Source organism: Virgibacillus salexigens (assembly GCF_000723585.1).
Classification (GTDB): Bacteria; Bacillota; Bacilli; order Bacillales; family Amphibacillaceae; genus Virgibacillus; species Virgibacillus salexigens.
This window is the reverse complement of record NZ_CCDP010000002.1, coordinates 853,039-869,325: the sequence shown is the minus strand read 5'-3', so window position 1 is coordinate 869,325 and position 16,287 is coordinate 853,039. Positions and strand designations below refer to the sequence as shown.

The window sequence follows — 16,287 nt, the reverse complement described above, 5'->3', positions numbered from 1 at the left end:
AATTCAGGATCCCCCCCTTAAGTTTTCCTTCATACGTTGGGTTACATTCGATGAAAAAGTTTGCTTTAGGAGGAGCTTGAGCTGTGTGAGCTCGAAGGGCAGTAAACATGGAAGAGGAGGTTTTACTTGTGTCTGGAAGAAGTAATGATGAGTTGCATGGCGTAACGTTATTGGGAAGTCAGGGGACGAACTACGCTTTTGATTATACCCCCGAAGTATTGGAGGTATTTGACAATAAACATCCAAATCGTAATTATATTGTAAAATTCAACTGTCCTGAATTCACAACATTGTGTCCGAAAACAGGACAACCTGATTTTGGGACAGTCTATATTAGTTATATTCCTGATCAGAAAATGGTGGAAAGTAAATCGCTAAAGCTCTATCTTTTTAGTTTTCGTAACCATGGCGATTTTCATGAGGACAGTATGAATATAATTATGAATGATCTTATTCATCTTATGGAGCCACGTTATATCGAAGTTTGGGGAAAATTCACACCACGCGGGGGTATTTCCATTGATCCATATTGTAATTATGGAAAACCTGGTACCAAGTTCGAACAAATGGCAGAGCATCGTCTGCTGAATCATGATATGTATCCAGAGAAAATAGATAATCGTTAAGTTTATGAGGGTTAGCTATGTTCCTCTACTTCAGAAGAGGATGAAATACGATGTTTGTTTACTTAAATGCTTTGTTTGTGGGGCTTTTACTTTTATCAAATATATTAGCAGTGAAGCTATTTCAAATTGGCGAATTTATTTTGCCAGGTGCTGCAGTAGTTTATGTCATTACCTATTTGCTAACAGATGTTATTGGGGAGGTTTATGGGAAGGAAACCGCTAGAAAAACGGTTCAAGCAGGGTTTATAACACAATTGATTGGGATGTTATTTATTTTCATTGTGGTTCACTTACCTGCTGCTCCAGCATTTGGCCTGCAGGAAGAATTTGAACAGATCCTTGGGGGTAGCTTTCGAGTAATGATTGCAAGTCTTCTATCCTACCTTGCCAGTCAACATCTAGATGTTACTATATTTCATAGGTTGAAAGCGAATCATGGGGAGAAAAAACTTTGGTTGCGAAATAATATTTCAACGATGACCAGCCAACTCATAGATACTTCCATTTTTATTGTGATTGCATTTTGGGGAGTTGTACCTTTTAATGTATTGATTGGTATGGTTATTACACAATATGTATTTAAATTAATTATTGCTATTATTGATACCCCTTTCGCTTATCTATTAGTAAAGTGGGCGAGAAAGCAAGAAGTACACCAGGAAGGCTTGCGTGTTTATTGAATTTTCGGTAAACTCAAGTTATATAAAAATTAACTGCTGAATCTAATTGACTTTACTGATAAAGTAAAGCGCTCCGTTAGATCAAAACCAGTTATATTGATAGATCTACCTTAGGTGGTTTCTGTCTATATGACTGGTTTTTTGTATAAAAAGGAGGTATTACTGGGAGCAATTTATTCGAATTAGATAAGAAGCATTTTTTCAACCAATATCATCCATTCATGAGCAGCAAGCTAATGGGACAAAAGTGATTTTGCAAGAAGGCAGCGGCATCTATGGGACGCTGTTTCTTCCCTTTGGAATCTAAATATTGGTTTATAATAGAAGAATTGGCAGAAACGGCAGTACTGCAAATGGAATAATTGGCCTTTAGCTCCCTTCTCCACATTGTGTCATGAACCAGCAATAACATTGGCTGAAAAGATTGCTTCACTTGCTCACTTGCACCTGAAGGATTGAACGTTGTTTTCTTTACGTTGGTTGGATCAGAACCCAATTTATTTGATGTATATCATAAGTAACATCGTAAAAGAAAGAATTTTTATCATGATATTTCGGAATAGTTTGTTAATATAAAAACACATGATCTGGAGGGTTTTTATGAATGAATCTGATAAGTTATTAAAAATTCTAGGTAATAAAGATGTGCTAGCACTAGCATTTGGAGCTATGATCGGCTGGGGATGGGTGGTTACATCTGGATTATGGATTACAGAAGCTGGATCAATAGGAGCTATTTTGGCATTTGTTATTGGCGGCCTACTTGTCGTTTTTGTAGGATTAACCTATTCGGAGTTAGCTTCAGCGCTTCCCTTGGCTGGTGGAGAACATGTGTATACATATAAGGCGATGGGGAGAGTGGCTTCTTTTATTGCTACATGGTCAATTATCCTTGGTTATGTATCTGTTGTAGCCTTTGAAGCTGTTGCTCTTCCAACTGTATTTGAATATGTTATACCTAATTATAGTCAAGGTTATTTATATACCATTGCGGGCTGGGATGTTACGCTCACCTGGGCAGGTGTAGGTATTATTGGTTCCATCCTAGTTGCTTGGATTAACTACCGGGGGATTAAGCTGACTACAGTTATTTCATTTATATTAACATTAATCATTTTAGTAGCTGGCCTTATGTTAATTACCGGGAGTACATTCGGAGGAAAAATGGAGAACATGCAGCCCTTGCTAGAAACAGGGCTTGCTGGTATATTGACGGTTGTTATCATGACACCATTTATGTTTGTAGGTTTTGATGTTATTCCACAAGCAGCTGAGGAGATTAATCTACCACAAAAGAAGATTGGGCAGTTATTAATATTTTCTGTTATTCTGGCAGTGATTTGGTATATTGCAATTATCTTTGGAGTTTCTCGGATATTAAGTCCTGCAGAACTTAATGCGTCTAGTTTAGTCACGGCAGATGCAATGGCAAAGGCGTTCGGCGGCAGCCAACTAATGGGGAATTTCCTTGTGCTAGGTGGGATTGGTGGTATATTGACAAGTTGGATCGGTTTTTATGTTGGAGGCAGCCGAGCAATCTATGCCCTTGCCAAAGCTGGGATGCTGCCGAAATCACTTGGCGACATACATCCAAAATATAAAACCCCACATAAAGCAATTTTATTAATTGCTATTCTCTCCACTGCTTCACCTTTATTAGGACGTCCCGCCTTAGTTTGGCTAGTGGATGCTGGTGGATTAGGCTTAGTCGTAGCATGGCTAATGGTAGCTATATCATATATTTTATTAAGGAAAAAAGCACCTACCATGGCTCGACCGTTTAAACTACCTTTTGGAACCACGTTTGGTTGGGTCGCTGCCGTGATGTCTTTTGGTGTTATGATACTGTATATGCCTGGTATGCCGTCGGCTTTGATATGGCCATATGAATGGGTTATTGTTGGGGTGTGGGCCATCTTAGGGGTGATCTTGTACAATTATTCAATGAAAAAATACGGTAAGGCATATGCGGATGATCATATGAAGAAAGAAATGAATAGAGTGGCATAATTTGTTGATGTCCCTCAGCTGGTAGAGCAACTCGTATTTTATTTGCCTTTAGGAGCACAGATCTTCCCCTTCCCGCGGACAACGCTCAAGCCTCCTCGTGGAAAAAACACACGGTGGGGTCTGGAACTGTCCGTTTTGCTGCAGGGAGTGTCACGCTCTGTGCTTCTTCGCTCTTTGCCTATGGCTGAAAAAGACTCTTCTCGATAGTGTGCCCCACAAAGTTAGCGATCCTCTTTCTTTAAATAAAGTTTTTCCTTTCATTACAGTTTTTAAAATTTCATAAACAAAGCCATTGAGATTTTGATATAATATAACCTATATATTCAGAAAAGAATGAGAATAAAGAACTAGCTTTCTGATTGGAGGTTATTATGACACGTATTATTAAACCTGAATCATTACATTTACAGGCTTATCATATTCTGAAAGAAGAAATCTTGGAAGGGGAGTATAAACCTTCTGAACGTATTGTTGAGGCAAAAGCAGCTAGTAAGCTAGGCATCAGCAGAGGACCAGTAAGAGAAGCTATTCGAATGCTTATTCAAGATGGTTTACTTACTTATAATGAAGGCTATGTTCGCGTTTACACACCTACCGTTCAAGATGTAGTGGATATTTTTCAGTGCCGAGAGAGCTTGGAAGCTTTAGCTATTAGCCTTGCCATTTACCATATCACGGAAGTAGAGAAAGAGCAGCTAACCAATAATTTACAAGCTACATACCAAGCATATGAGCAGCAGAAGACAATTGAATTAGGGAAGCTGGATCAAGAATTTCACGATATCATCATTCATGCATCCAAAAATAAACAATTAAAAGAATTGTTAGAAGTAATTCGTACAAAAATTCATTATATGCGAATAAGCATGGTAAAGGGTGAATTTTATCCTTCTTTTGTAAGTGAACATGAACGACTTGCTGAGCTGCTATTTAAGAGAAATGAAGCAGAAGCAAATGAATTGATGAAACAACATATTAAAAAAGGACTAGACGGTGTACTCATGCATATAGAAAAAGCTCAATCCAGATAGGTAACGTTATCTGGATTTTTTCATGTAAAGCTAAAGCGCGAGCAGGTGACTTTTAAGGATATTCAAGAGCTGTAGTTGTTCGAAATGTTTCTTTATATTCCTTAACAATTATGCCATTCTTATATTATAGTTAACTGTATGCAGTTGACTATAATTATAAGATATTGTAACATACAAAATATACTAAAAATTTAGATACGTACGTTTCGAAAGCAACCGGATAAAGATTAAATCATATTGAAAGCGCATACATTATTTGCTTAGGAAAGAGTGATAGTCAATGAAGGAAGGGCTGTGTATTGGAGATACAAAGACAATTACGGTAGAAGTAACTAGAGAAATGTTTGCTCAATTTGGAGGAGAAGTTGTGCATCCAGTTTATTCCACTGCGTCAATGGTTTATCACATGGAATGGGTATCTAGACAGTGCATTCTTCCATACTTAGAAGAAAATGAAGAAGCTATGGGTGCAGCAGTTGCCTTAAATCACATAGCACCATCCGCGTTAGGGACGAACGTTAAATTGACGGCTGCGGTATCAGAGATAACAAAGCGAACGGTCAACTGAACTGATTGTAGAGAATGATAATGGAAGGATAGGTGAAGGAGAAGTTAGGCAAGCTATCTTACCTAAGCACATAATTCAAGAGAAAGTCAGAGCAGCAAGCATTGGAGGAAACGTTTCAATATCTAGCCAGTTAGAAAGGAAACCCATTACCTTCTTATAATGAAGGGAATATAAAAGTAGAAAAAGGTGGGATATAGATGAAAGAGAAATATCCATTATTTCAAGTTATGGGTAAAGACGGGAAATGGCAGGATCAAACGTATGAAAAAGAATTAAATGAAGCCAAAGTAAAATCATTATATTACCATATGTTACGTATTCGTACGTACGACCAGAAGGGGGTAGCTTTACAACGACAAGGAAGAATTGGAACATACGTACCATTTGCAGGTCAGGAGGCAGCCCAAGTAGGTAGTGCACTTGCTTTGGGAGAAGAGGATTGGATGTTTCCTACATATCGGGACCATGGTGCGTCTCTAGCCTTTGGCGCAGATCTAGACATGATGCTATTACATTGGAATGGTCGGATAGAGGGGTGTCTTCCATCAAGGAAAAAGCATATCATGCCTGCTTCAATACCAATTGCTACTCATTTGCCTCATGCTACTGGTGCAGCAATGGCCGAAACGTATAAAGGAAGTAAAAATGCGACAATCGCTTATTTCGGGGATGGAGCAACCTCAGAAGGGGACTTCCATGAAGGATTAAATATAGCTAGTGTTTTTAAAGCTCCAGTTGTTTTCTTTAATCAAAATAATGGATATGCTATTTCGCTTCCGGTTGAAAAACAAATGAATTCGGAAACAATTGCCCAAAAAGCGGAAGCATATGGAATCCCCGGTATTCGAGTAGATGGAATGGATGTATTGGCTGTATATATCGCTGTACAGCAAGCGCTAGATAAAGCGAAAAGAGGGGAAGGTCCTACATTAATTGAAGCAGTAACAATGAGATTTGGTGCACATACAACTGCTGACGATCCATCTAAATATCGTAACCAAGATGAAATCAACCAAAAACGTGAAGTGGTTGACCCGTTAATTCGTATTGAAAAGCATATGAAGGGGCGTCATATTTGGGATTCTGCATGGCAGTCCTCCCTATCTGAAGAAATAGGAGAAGAACTGGACAATGCAATAAGTCGAATGGAAAACTATCAAAAACCCGTAGTCTCGGATATGTTTGATTATGTTTTTGAAAAACCAACATGGACGATTGCGAAACAGAGACAACAGATTATTTCTAGAGGAGGACGGGGCTAGTATGGTTATGTCAAAGGAATTAGCCAAAACAGGGGAAAAAGTAAAAACAAATTCATTCAATATGATACAAGCGATTAATGATGGGCTAAAGACAGTACTGGAAAAAGATAAGCGAACACTCTTACTAGGTGAAGATATTGGCAAAAATGGTGGGGTGTTTCGGGCTACTGATGGACTACAGACAAAATTTGGTGAACAGCGTGTAATGGATACACCCTTGAGCGAAGCCGGTTTTGTTGGCACGGCTGTAGGGATGGCCTTAAATGGACTAAAACCAATTGTAGAAATTCAATTTTTAGGGTTTATCTATCCAGCTTTTGAGCAAATTGCAACACATGTGACACGAACACGAACACGTACGTTAGGTCATTATCATATGCCGATGGTAATCCGGGCTCCATATGGTGCTGGGGTACGTTCTCCGGAGATACACTCGGATAGCGTAGAGGCATTTTTCGCCCATATGCCTGGGATAAAGGTGGTATGTCCGTCTACTGCATATGATGCGAAGGGATTATTGCTCGCAGCAGTAGAAGACCCGGATCCAGTTCTATTTTTAGAACCAATGCGGCTGTATCGCGGTAAGCGCTACGAGGTACCGGTGGAGGAATATCATATTGAACTTGGCAAAGGAACAATGGTTGCTCAAGGAGGAGATGTGAGCATTTTCGCTTGGGGAGCAATGATGCCAATTGCGTTGGAAGCAGCTGAAAACATGAAGCAGCAAGCTATTTCATGTGATGTCATCGACTTGCGTAGCTTATACCCACTGGATAAAGAGATTATTGCTAATTCCGTACAAAAAACGGGAAGAGTGGTTATTATTCATGAAGGTCATGAAACTGGAGGAATTGGTAGTGAAATCATATCGATCATTAATGAGACCTCCTTCCTTTATTTAAAAGCACCGATTGAGAAAGTGACAGGATTTGATGTTCCCGTACCACTCTTTGCCTTAGAAAATGATTATTTACCAACAACAGACAGAATAGAGCAGGCGATTCTAAAGGTGTATGAATTTTAGGAGGTGATATTATGGTTCAAATCAAATTTAGCGATATAGGCGAAGGTATGACAGAAGGAGAAATTATACATTATTTTGTCGAGGTAGGAGATGAAGTATCTATCGATCAGCCTTTGGTCGAGCTACAAACAGATAAGATGGTAGCAGAGATACCTGCCCCATCCGCTGGTAAGATTACATCTATTCTATATGAACCAGGGGACGTTGTAATAGTTGGTACAGTAATAATGGAGATAGCTAATGATAAACAAATTAATTCTAATAATCAGGAACAAACAACAGAAATAATGGTTGATGATACGAAACCTCTCATAGAAGAAGCATTCCCTGCTGCTTCGTTCAATCAATATAACCGCATTTTAGCTGCGCCTTATACGAGGAAGATTGCTAGAGAGCTAGACGTTGATATAGAGGAAATAAAGGGAACTGGCCCTTCTGGACGCGTTATAGATGAAGATGTGTATCGCTTTGCAAATCAATCTGCACCTTCAGATGACATAGAGGTTGAAAAAACAATCGAAAAGAAACAGGTAGATAAGCAAGGTGAAGTTATTCCATTTACTGGAATTCGTAAACAAATAGCGCAAAAGATGAGCTATTCGTTGCAAACGATCCCGCATGTTACCCATTATGATGAAGTAGATGTTACGTATTTAATCGAGGCTAGTAATGCCTTGAAGGAATCGAAAGATACGGTTTCCCTTGCTGCCTTTTTTGTAAAAGCAATCGTTGTTTGTTTAAAAGAATATAAGCTTTTTAATGCAAGACTTGATGAAGAAGCTGAGGTCATCCAATTACTAACGGATTATCATATTGGAATTGCAACGAATACAGAAAATGGTTTAATGGTACCCGTTGTTCCGGATGTAAATCAAAAATCGATTCGTACCATTGATCAACAAATGAAAGCCGTTGCTGCGAAAGCAAATAGTGGTCAACTTGCATCGGAAGCCCGCGTCCAAGGTACATTTACTGTTAATAATGTAGGTCCACTTGGAGGTACTGGTGCAACACCCATTATTAATCATCCCCAAACCGGAATTATGACTTTTCATAAAACAAGGAAGATGCCAGTCGTTATGAAAGACGATGAAATTAACATACGATCGATAATGAATGTCTCCTTATCTTTTGATCATCGTGTAATTGATGGGGCGCAATCCATTGCTTTTACCAATCGCTTTAAAGAACTGATTGAAAATCCGGCGAAGTTATTATTGGAGTTGATGTAAATGGTTGTGGGCGAATTTGCAGAACAACGGGAATTAATTATTATTGGCGGTGGGCCTGGGGCTATCATGCAGCAATTCGCGCTGCAAGGTTAGGTTTACAAGTTACTATGATCGAGCAAGAGCATCTAGGTGGGGTATGTCTAAATAAAGGATGTGTTCCTTCTAAAGTATTTGCAAATGCCGCTAAGCATTTAGATGAAGTAAAGCATCTTTCATCATTTGGTATTTCAGCAGAGAACCTGTCTTTCCAAATCCATCAATTGGTCTCCTATAAAGAACAAACGATGCAACAATTACGAGCAGGTGTAGAAAACCTATGTAAAACCAACAAAATTGAAGTGATTCATGGTAGGGCCAATTTTATTAATGAACATCGAATTGGTGTAGAAATGGAGCATCGTTTTGAACTGTTTGAGTTTAAACAAGCAATTATTTCAACCGGCAGATCACCAATTTTGCCTAACTCCCTCATGGGCAACCCTCGTATCATGACAGAACAGACCATATTTAATTTAAATGAGGTCCCGGAAGAACTGGTGGTTTATGGAACGGATTATATCGCATTAGAAGCAGCTTTTAGCTATCGGAAAATGGGATCAAAGGTGTCGATTGTTTTGAATAATCGAGCCGATTTTCCATTTGATCATGCGATCAATCGAGAATTAAAGCGAATTTTAAAGAAAGAGAAAATACATGTTTACCGTGAATATCAATTGAAACAAGTGACTCCGAGGGGAGATCGCATTCTTCTACAACTTACCAAGCATGATAATCAATTAACACTTGCAGGAACGCATCTTTATGTAGAAACAAACCATCAGCCAAACATTGATTCTTTAGGCATTGACCAAGTCGGAATTCAACTGTCAGAAGCAGGTTTTATAGCCATTAATCAAGAAATGAAAACTACCATTCCTTCCGTATTCGCTATCGGTGACGTAACCGATGGAGTCGCTTCAGCTGTTAAAGCTATGAAACAAGGGAAAGTAGCGGCTGAAATTGCCGCCGGGTTATCAAGTGAGGTTGACTTAACAATGATTCCAACAGTTGTTCATAGCATTCCTCCAATTGCAGTCGTAGGTTTAACCGAACAAGCAGCAGAACAGCAAGGATATCATGTGAAAACAAGCCAGTTTGGATACGTTGCGAATAGTTATGCAACGATATCGAATCAAACAGATGGGATAGCAAAGGTTATTAAAGATGCTGATTCTGACCTTCTATTAGGTTTCCATACAATAGGAGCAGGTGCAATTGAGCTAATAAGTACAGGGGTCACGGCATTAGAATTAGTAGGAAGGGATGAAGATTTGTCATTCCCGCTTTATCCTCATCCTAGCTTTAATGAAACTATCTTAGAAGCAATTGAAGGATTAACCGATAAAGCTATTCACATAAAGCCAAAGAATAAACCGTTAGACTTAGCAAACAAATAGATATTGCTCAGATTCTTTTGCCACGTTTGGACATGTATTCAACTAACGATAGAACCCACATGATCTTGTTTTAACGTGAATAAAACAAAAAAAGGGGTAGTTATATGTATCGTATTAAAGCTGTTCAAACACCATCTTTATTGGAAGCTGTCATTATTACTTTAGCTATTGTGGGCATTATCAGTACGAGTATTATATTTTTTGAAGCTGCTCCTCATGTGCCGCTAGTGATCTCATTATTACTCTTGTGCACATATGGTCTCACTAAGGGGATTTCATATAAAGCGTTGGAAGCTGGAATTATCGAAGGAGCAACATCCGGGATGGGCGCTGTCTTTATTTTTTTTCTGATTGGTGTATTAATTGCTTCGTGGATGTTGGGTGGAACAATCCCAACGCTTATTTATGGAGGGCTTCAGTTAGTTACCCCTAGCTTCTATTTCGCGGTCGTATTTATTATAACCTCACTGATTGGAATTGTTGTGGGCAGTTCCTTAACTACTATTGCGACGGTTGGTGTGGCTTTTATTGGTATATCGGAAGCTGTCGATGTTTCCTTAGCGATAACTGCAGGAGCTATTGTGTCTGGGGCTTTTTTTGGAGATAAGATGTCACCATTGTCTGACACAACTAATATGGCATCGGCAACACTAAAGGTGGACTTATTTGATCATATAAAAAATATGATGGGTACGACGGTTCCCGCCTTCATTCTTACGTTAATCATCTTTGGCATTATTTCTCCAACGCTTACAGATGCTAATTTTGGCAAAATGATCGATTTTCAAAATGGTCTATTAGATACTGGATTAGTACATTGGTATAATGGATTTTTTCCGCTTGCAGTACTGCTTGTACTTTCAATAAAAAAAGCCCCAGCGATGTTAACGTTAGCTGCAGGCTCTCTAACAGCGATCCTACTGTCTTTATTCCATCATATTCCTTCACTTGAACGTTTATTCGGGGTTTTAATGGGTGGGTTTGTTTCGGAAACAGGGGTTGAAGCGATAGATGCTTTATTAACACGAGGTGGTATTAATGGAATGTTATTTACCATTGGCTTAGTACTGCTTGCATTAAGCATGGGTGGCTTGATGTTTACACTCGGAATCATCCCTAGATTGTTGGCTGCAATTGAACATTTATTACATAAGGTATTTTCAGTTATCATGGTTTCGGCACTAACTGCAGTAGGATTGAATGTATTAATAGGAGAACAATATTTATCCATTCTCCTAACAGGGGAGACTTATCGATCGCAATATGAAAAGGCCGGTCTTGCTAAAAAGAACCTATCTCGTGTAGCAGAAGATGCTGGAACGGTTATTAATCCATTGGTACCTTGGAGTGTTTGTGGTGTATTTATTACAACTGTTTTAGGTGTGTCTACACTGGAGTATCTTCCATTTGCATTCTTTTGTTTATTATCCCCATTACTGACTTTACTATATGGTTTTACTGGATGGACATTAACCTATGAAGTTAATGTCCAGAAAGAATCCGGTGCTGTAAGAGCGACGGGTACGGAATAAAGGTGGAGCTTTTTTATCCCTTGCTTTTATAGCGAGGGATTTTATTTTATCGTGTAATGAGCACAAACAACAAGATTTTCTGTATAATAGATATTGCGTTCATTTTAACATAGAGCTGTTAGGAGAAAAAATATGAATAGATTGAGCTTTGAGAACATATATACAGCAGGTGAAATCGTATACCAGTCGGATTTATATGTACATTATCATTATCCCGAAATGTTAATAAAATTTGATAGTAATTATTTGAAATTTCAAAACATGCCAACGTTAACTGCTTTTAAAGAAGCAGCTACTTATTTGTACAATTTTCATTTGCAGCAGCATCAATATCATGTCAAATTCACGTTTCCAGAGAATAGGAAGCCAACAGAAGAATTAATTCATCATTTTTTACAGAATAATTACGCGTATAGTTATTTGGAATTGTTCTCGATTCAACCCGACCAGTTTCCTCGCATCGAGAAAAATATGGATATAGCTATTGAGTTAGTAACAGCAGCTAATTTTGATACATACTTACAATTACAATATCAACAAGATATCTCATACGGGAAAGCGTTTGCCGAAGCAAAGCCATATGAATATCGACAACAATTTCAATCGGAAAATGTCATGCAGATTTTGTCTTATTTCCAGGGAAATATTGCAGGTTCTGTAGATGTAATTCTCGACAAGGATACTGCAGAAATTGACAGTTTATTCGTTCTTGAGGAATATCGTAGAAAGGGGATTGCTGCTAGATTACAGCAATTTGTTATGGATCAATTTCCTAATAAAACAATCATTCTAGTGGCAGATGGCGAAGGTACGCCCAGAGAAATGTATATTAATCAAAATTACCGCTACCTTGGATTCCAATATGAAGCGATTAAAATATTTAAAGAAGAGAACTAGGTGTGTGTAATTTTGTAGGTTTGTTATCAGATATCGTCACATACCATAGATAAATAGCTATAAAAAAGACAGCAATCTTGATATCAATGATTGCTGCCTTGAAAAAAGAAATTGGTTACTGCCATTTTTCCATATTCCATACGTTTGTGACCCAGTCCTGATAAAATGTTGCCTCATGTGATACAAGAAGTAATGTTCCAGTATAGTCTTGCAGTGCTTTTTTAAGCGCATTTTTTGTTTCCACATCCAAATGGTTGGTGGGCTCATCTAGAATAAGGATGTTGCTTTTAGCAAGCATAAGCTTACATAAACGAACTTTTGTTTGCTCCCCTCCGCTAAGCGAAGCTAACGATTGAAAGATATGCTCTGTTTTTAATCCGCATCGTGCCAAAGTCTGTCTTACTTGTTTTTGAGTTAAATTTGGATAATTACCCCAAACCTCTTCTAATGCTGTATGTTTGGCAGCAACCCCCATTTCTTGCTCGAAAAATGCAGGTATAACACAATCGCCGATGCTTATACAGCCATTTAGTTCCGGGATTTCACCCAGTAATGTTTTTAAGGTGGTTGTTTTGCCAATACCATTATGTCCTATTAAGGCAATTTTATCACCACGCCTTAACTGTAAGTTGACGTTGCTAAATAACGGTTGATCATATCCAATATCCAGGCTTTCCGCTTGGAAGACAATATTGTCTGGTTGATTTGTAACGGAAAAAGAGAAGGTCGGCTTTGGGTTCATTGTAGGTTTTTCTATTCGCTTGATTTTATGCAACTTTTTCTCGCGACTTTTTGCTTGCTTGGCAGTAGAAGCTCGAGCTTTATTTTTTCGAATATACGTTTCAAGTTTTGTAATTTCTTCCTGTTGCTTCTGGTATTCCAAGTGTATTTGTCTTCTTCGTAAATCATAGGCTTCTAAAAATTGTTCATAATTACCGGTATATTTAGTTACCTTCTTATGTTCCAAATGATAAATAATTTGCACCACATGATTCATAAAAGTCGTATTGTGTGTAATTAAGATGAATGCATTTGGATAGTCGGTTAGATATAAAGTCAACCAGTCAATATGTGAAACATCTAGATAGTTCGTCGGTTCATCAAGTAATAATACATCTGGCTGCTGTAATAGTAGTTTTGCCAGTAATAGTTTTGTCCTTTGCCCACCACTTAATTTACTTACATCTGTATCTAAGCCTAATTGCGTAATTCCAAGTCCTGCAGCCACTTCTTCAATTTTTGCTGGGATACGATAAAAATCATGGCGGTCCAGTTTTGCTTGTAATTGACTGTAGTGATGTAATAATTGTTCAAGATCTTCTGTGGATGTACGCATTTTTTCGGTTAATATCATCATTTCGTTTTCGGTATCAAATAAATCATGAAAAGCCCCTTGAAGAAATTCCAGTATCGTCTTTCCTTGACTTAATTGAATATGTTGATCTAATGTTCCAATTCGTGCCTTAGGATGCCAGGTTATTTCCCCTTCATCTGGTACGAGCTTTCCAGATAGGATTTGAAAAAGTGTCGATTTTCCAGCACCATTTGCACCGACAAGTCCGATATGTTCGCCTTTTAACAAACGAAATGAAAGATCACGTAAAACAACTTTATCACCAAAAGCATGGGATACATGGTGAACGTCTAAAATACTCATCTTTATTCTCTCCTTTAACCCGAAAATCGTCCTTTTGCCTACAAGTACAAGGAGAGCAAACACCTTTTACCTTTTTAAGGTATAAAAAGAGCAGAGCGCAACGCCCTGCTCCACCAATTAGATGTTGACATAAATCTGCCATCCATCCATATTTTATGAGTTCAGGTGTTAATCCGCTGCTTGTAACTTGCATAGGCTTGTTAAAAATGGACAGACTTCTCCCATTCTTAAGCACAAACAAGTTGAAGCAGAACAGATAAAAACATGGATCACCTTCACTCCTTTTGATGTTAGAATAATCAATCTTATTTATGAATATACCATGTAATCGCTCGTAAAGCAAATGAGTAAACATAAGAAATAAATTGTATGTTATAGTAAGTAAAATATTTGCTAGAAAATATCACACTACTGTTGATTGAAAAGAATGACATGCTAAAATAAATACATTTATTCGTGAGTAGACGTTTATGTAAACATAATTGAGAAAAAGGCAAAGAATGAAATGATTGGAGGCTGAAGGAATGAGTGATAAAACATTTATTAATAAAATTCAGGTATCTTCTGGGCGGGAGCTTGCTGATATTGTGATAAAAAATGGAAAAATCGTCAATGTTTTTAGCTCAGAGATCATGGAAGGCGATCTAGCAATAAAGGATGGCTATATTGTAGGTATAGGTGAATACGAAGGAAAAAAAGTAATTGATGCAAATCATCGTTATATATCACCAGCGTTTATTGATGGACATGTTCACATTGAGTCTTCTATGGTAACTCCCAGTGAATTTGCTAAGGTTCAACTCGTTCATGGGGTAACTACAATGATTTGTGATCCGCATGAAATAGCGAATGTGGCAGGAGTTAAAGGCATTGAATATATGCTGAAAAGTGTACTTGATTTGCCATTTGATTATTATTTTATGCTGCCATCCTGTGTGCCAGCAACACCGTTTGAACATGCAGGTGCAACCGTTACATCAGAGGGGCTGCTTCCTCTATATGATTATGATCATGTACTTGGCTTAGCTGAAGTAATGAATTTCCCTGGGGTGGAAAATGCCGACAAAGATATGATTGATAAATTAGTTACTGCTAAAAATCGAGGGAAGAAAATTGATGGTCATGCAGCAGGGCTTTTTGGAAAACAGTTAGATGTATATATGACTGCTGGAATTCGCACGGATCATGAAGGTACAACAGTTGATGAAGCTAACGAACGCTTGCAAAAAGGAATGTATGTCATGATTAGAGAAGGGACTGCAGCAAAGGATTTTAGGCAATTAATACAAGTAGTAAATGAAAGAAATGCACGGCGCTTTTTGTTTGTAACAGATGATAGACATTTGGATGACATTATAAAAGAAGGAAGTATCGATCATATGGCAAGAATGACGATTGAAGAAGGGATAGATCCTATTACTTCCATTCAAATGGCTACGTTAAATGCTGCTGAATGCTTTGGTCTTAATGAGCATGGAGCAATAGCACCTGGTTATAAAGCAAATTTCCTGTTTCTTGATGATTTATCAAGTTTACACATATCTTCCGTTTATAAGGATGGGATATGCGTGGTTAACAATGGGGAAATTAAAGTAGACCTAGAATCGGTATCTCCACCTTCTGAATTAATGGATAGTATAAACTTTCATCCTATAAAAGAAGCAGATCTATCTATTCCATTGCTGGGAGAATCGGCTAATGTCATTGAACTTATCCCAAATAGCATTGCAACAAATCACCTGATTGAGTCTGTCCCTACTAATAATGAGCAACATTTTATTCCCTCCATAGAAAGAGATTTATTGAAATTAGCGGTTGTTGAGAGACATGATGCAACTGGAAACATTGGGTTAGGTATCTTAAAAGGACTAGGTTTACAGGCTGGAGCAATTGCTACCACCGTTGCTCATGATTCTCATAATTTAATTATTGCGGGAGCGAATGACCCAGATATGGTACTTGCTGCTAAAACAATTCAAACAATACAAGGTGGATTAGTAGTTGTAAATGCTGGAGAAGTAATAGCAACAATTGCATTACCGGTTGCGGGATTAATGTCATTGGATTCGTATGAACAAGTAAATACCAAGCTGGAAGAGATCTCCCTTGCCTTACAATGGATAGGTGTAAAAAAAGACTTTAACCCTTTCTTAACGTTAAGCTTTTTAGCATTACCAGTGATACCAGAATTGAAGCTGACAGACCAAGGGTTATTTGATAATCGTAAATTCAAACATATATCGGTTGATGTATTAAATCATCCGATCGAGTAGTCTATAATAAAGAGGGTGGCTTATTTAAAAGGCCATCCTCTTTATTTCGAAAGTATCAT

Annotated in this window: 14 protein-coding genes; 12 read left to right on the top strand and 2 right to left on the bottom strand. The window is 38.0% G+C overall.

Features of this window, described 5'->3' with window-relative positions:
- Positions 1-107: 107 nt before the first annotated feature.
- Together queF and BN990_RS17125 are read left to right on the top strand one after the other, a co-directional pair.
- Positions 108-626 (top strand): preQ(1) synthase, encoded by a 519-nt coding sequence (queF, locus tag BN990_RS17130; RefSeq protein ID WP_021290485.1) that lies wholly within the window; start codon positions 108-110, stop codon positions 624-626.
- 50 nt (positions 627-676) lie between these two features.
- Complete coding sequence (locus BN990_RS17125; RefSeq protein WP_021290486.1) at positions 677-1,306, top strand: queuosine precursor transporter; 630 nt, start codon at positions 677-679, stop codon at positions 1,304-1,306.
- A gap of 211 nt (positions 1,307-1,517) precedes the next feature.
- Here the strand turns inward: BN990_RS17125 and BN990_RS22675 are convergent, their stop codons facing one another.
- A complete protein-coding gene (locus BN990_RS22675; protein ID WP_148530723.1) occupies positions 1,518-1,802 on the bottom strand; it encodes a hypothetical protein in 285 nt (94 codons plus the stop codon).
- A 104-nt stretch (positions 1,803-1,906) separates the two neighbouring features.
- Here BN990_RS22675 and BN990_RS17120 point away from each other — a divergent pair, with 104 nt between their 5' ends.
- The 9 genes from BN990_RS17120 to BN990_RS17080 all read left to right on the top strand — a co-directional run bounded on the left by BN990_RS17120 (position 1,907) and on the right by BN990_RS17080 (position 12,298).
- Positions 1,907-3,316, top strand: a complete 1,410-nt coding sequence (locus BN990_RS17120) for an APC family permease (RefSeq protein ID WP_038245864.1) — start codon at positions 1,907-1,909, stop codon at positions 3,314-3,316.
- A 371-nt stretch (positions 3,317-3,687) separates the two neighbouring features.
- Positions 3,688-4,347, top strand: a complete 660-nt coding sequence (locus BN990_RS17115; RefSeq protein ID WP_021290488.1) for a GntR family transcriptional regulator — start codon at positions 3,688-3,690, stop codon at positions 4,345-4,347.
- Between the two features lie 280 nt (positions 4,348-4,627).
- Entirely contained in the window at positions 4,628-4,915 is a 288-nt protein-coding gene (locus BN990_RS23535; RefSeq protein WP_306465042.1) for a thioesterase family protein, read from the top strand.
- Between the two features lie 197 nt (positions 4,916-5,112).
- Positions 5,113-6,177 carry a pyruvate dehydrogenase (acetyl-transferring) E1 component subunit alpha gene (gene pdhA, locus BN990_RS17105; RefSeq protein WP_038245863.1) on the top strand — a complete coding sequence of 355 codons (1,065 nt, stop codon included), beginning with the start codon at positions 5,113-5,115 and terminating at the stop codon, positions 6,175-6,177.
- Position 6,178: 1 nt separating this feature from the next.
- Positions 6,179-7,201, top strand: coding sequence for an alpha-ketoacid dehydrogenase subunit beta (locus tag BN990_RS17100; RefSeq protein ID WP_021290491.1), 1,023 nt, complete (start codon positions 6,179-6,181; stop codon positions 7,199-7,201).
- Positions 7,202-7,212: 11 nt separating this feature from the next.
- Positions 7,213-8,433, top strand: a complete 1,221-nt coding sequence (locus tag BN990_RS17095) for a dihydrolipoamide acetyltransferase family protein (protein ID WP_038245862.1) — start codon at positions 7,213-7,215, stop codon at positions 8,431-8,433.
- A 107-nt stretch (positions 8,434-8,540) separates the two neighbouring features.
- Entirely contained in the window at positions 8,541-9,869 is a 1,329-nt protein-coding gene (locus BN990_RS17090; RefSeq protein WP_232620927.1) for an FAD-dependent oxidoreductase, read from the top strand.
- A gap of 104 nt (positions 9,870-9,973) precedes the next feature.
- Positions 9,974-11,401 (top strand): Na+/H+ antiporter NhaC, encoded by a 1,428-nt coding sequence (nhaC, locus tag BN990_RS17085; protein ID WP_038245861.1) that lies wholly within the window; start codon positions 9,974-9,976, stop codon positions 11,399-11,401.
- Between the two features lie 132 nt (positions 11,402-11,533).
- Positions 11,534-12,298 carry a GNAT family N-acetyltransferase gene (locus tag BN990_RS17080; RefSeq protein ID WP_038245860.1) on the top strand — a complete coding sequence of 255 codons (765 nt, stop codon included), beginning with the start codon at positions 11,534-11,536 and terminating at the stop codon, positions 12,296-12,298.
- Positions 12,299-12,413: 115 nt separating this feature from the next.
- Here BN990_RS17080 and BN990_RS17075 read toward each other — a convergent pair whose 3' ends face one another.
- Complete coding sequence (locus tag BN990_RS17075) at positions 12,414-13,955, bottom strand: ABC-F family ATP-binding cassette domain-containing protein (RefSeq protein ID WP_021290496.1); 1,542 nt, start codon at positions 13,953-13,955, stop codon at positions 12,414-12,416.
- A 524-nt stretch (positions 13,956-14,479) separates the two neighbouring features.
- Between BN990_RS17075 and ade the strand changes: the two genes are divergently transcribed.
- The gene (gene ade / locus BN990_RS17070; protein WP_038245859.1) at positions 14,480-16,228 is read left to right on the top strand and encodes an adenine deaminase; all 1,749 of its coding nucleotides are present in this window, start codon (positions 14,480-14,482) and stop codon (positions 16,226-16,228) included.
- Positions 16,229-16,287: the final 59 nt, after the last annotated feature.

Bases quoted from the DNA above. Each gene is read 5' to 3' on its own strand.
- pdhA (WP_038245863.1), top strand. From the start codon at position 5,113: ATGAAAGAGAAATATCCATTATTTCAAGTTATGGGTAAAGACGGGAAA.
- BN990_RS17090 (WP_232620927.1), top strand. From the start codon at position 8,541: ATGATCGAGCAAGAGCATCTAGGTGGGGTATGTCTAAATAAAGGATGT.
- BN990_RS17100 (WP_021290491.1), top strand. From the start codon at position 6,179: ATGGTTATGTCAAAGGAATTAGCCAAAACAGGGGAAAAAGTAAAAACA.
- BN990_RS17075 (WP_021290496.1), bottom strand. From the start codon at position 13,955: ATGAGTATTTTAGACGTTCACCATGTATCCCATGCTTTTGGTGATAAA.
- BN990_RS23535 (WP_306465042.1), top strand. From the start codon at position 4,628: ATGAAGGAAGGGCTGTGTATTGGAGATACAAAGACAATTACGGTAGAA.
- BN990_RS17115 (WP_021290488.1), top strand. From the start codon at position 3,688: ATGACACGTATTATTAAACCTGAATCATTACATTTACAGGCTTATCAT.
- BN990_RS17120 (WP_038245864.1), top strand. From the start codon at position 1,907: ATGAATGAATCTGATAAGTTATTAAAAATTCTAGGTAATAAAGATGTG.
- queF (WP_021290485.1), top strand. From the start codon at position 108: ATGGAAGAGGAGGTTTTACTTGTGTCTGGAAGAAGTAATGATGAGTTG.
- BN990_RS17080 (WP_038245860.1), top strand. From the start codon at position 11,534: ATGAATAGATTGAGCTTTGAGAACATATATACAGCAGGTGAAATCGTA.
- ade (WP_038245859.1), top strand. From the start codon at position 14,480: ATGAGTGATAAAACATTTATTAATAAAATTCAGGTATCTTCTGGGCGG.
- BN990_RS17095 (WP_038245862.1), top strand. From the start codon at position 7,213: ATGGTTCAAATCAAATTTAGCGATATAGGCGAAGGTATGACAGAAGGA.
- nhaC (WP_038245861.1), top strand. From the start codon at position 9,974: ATGTATCGTATTAAAGCTGTTCAAACACCATCTTTATTGGAAGCTGTC.
- BN990_RS17125 (WP_021290486.1), top strand. From the start codon at position 677: ATGTTTGTTTACTTAAATGCTTTGTTTGTGGGGCTTTTACTTTTATCA.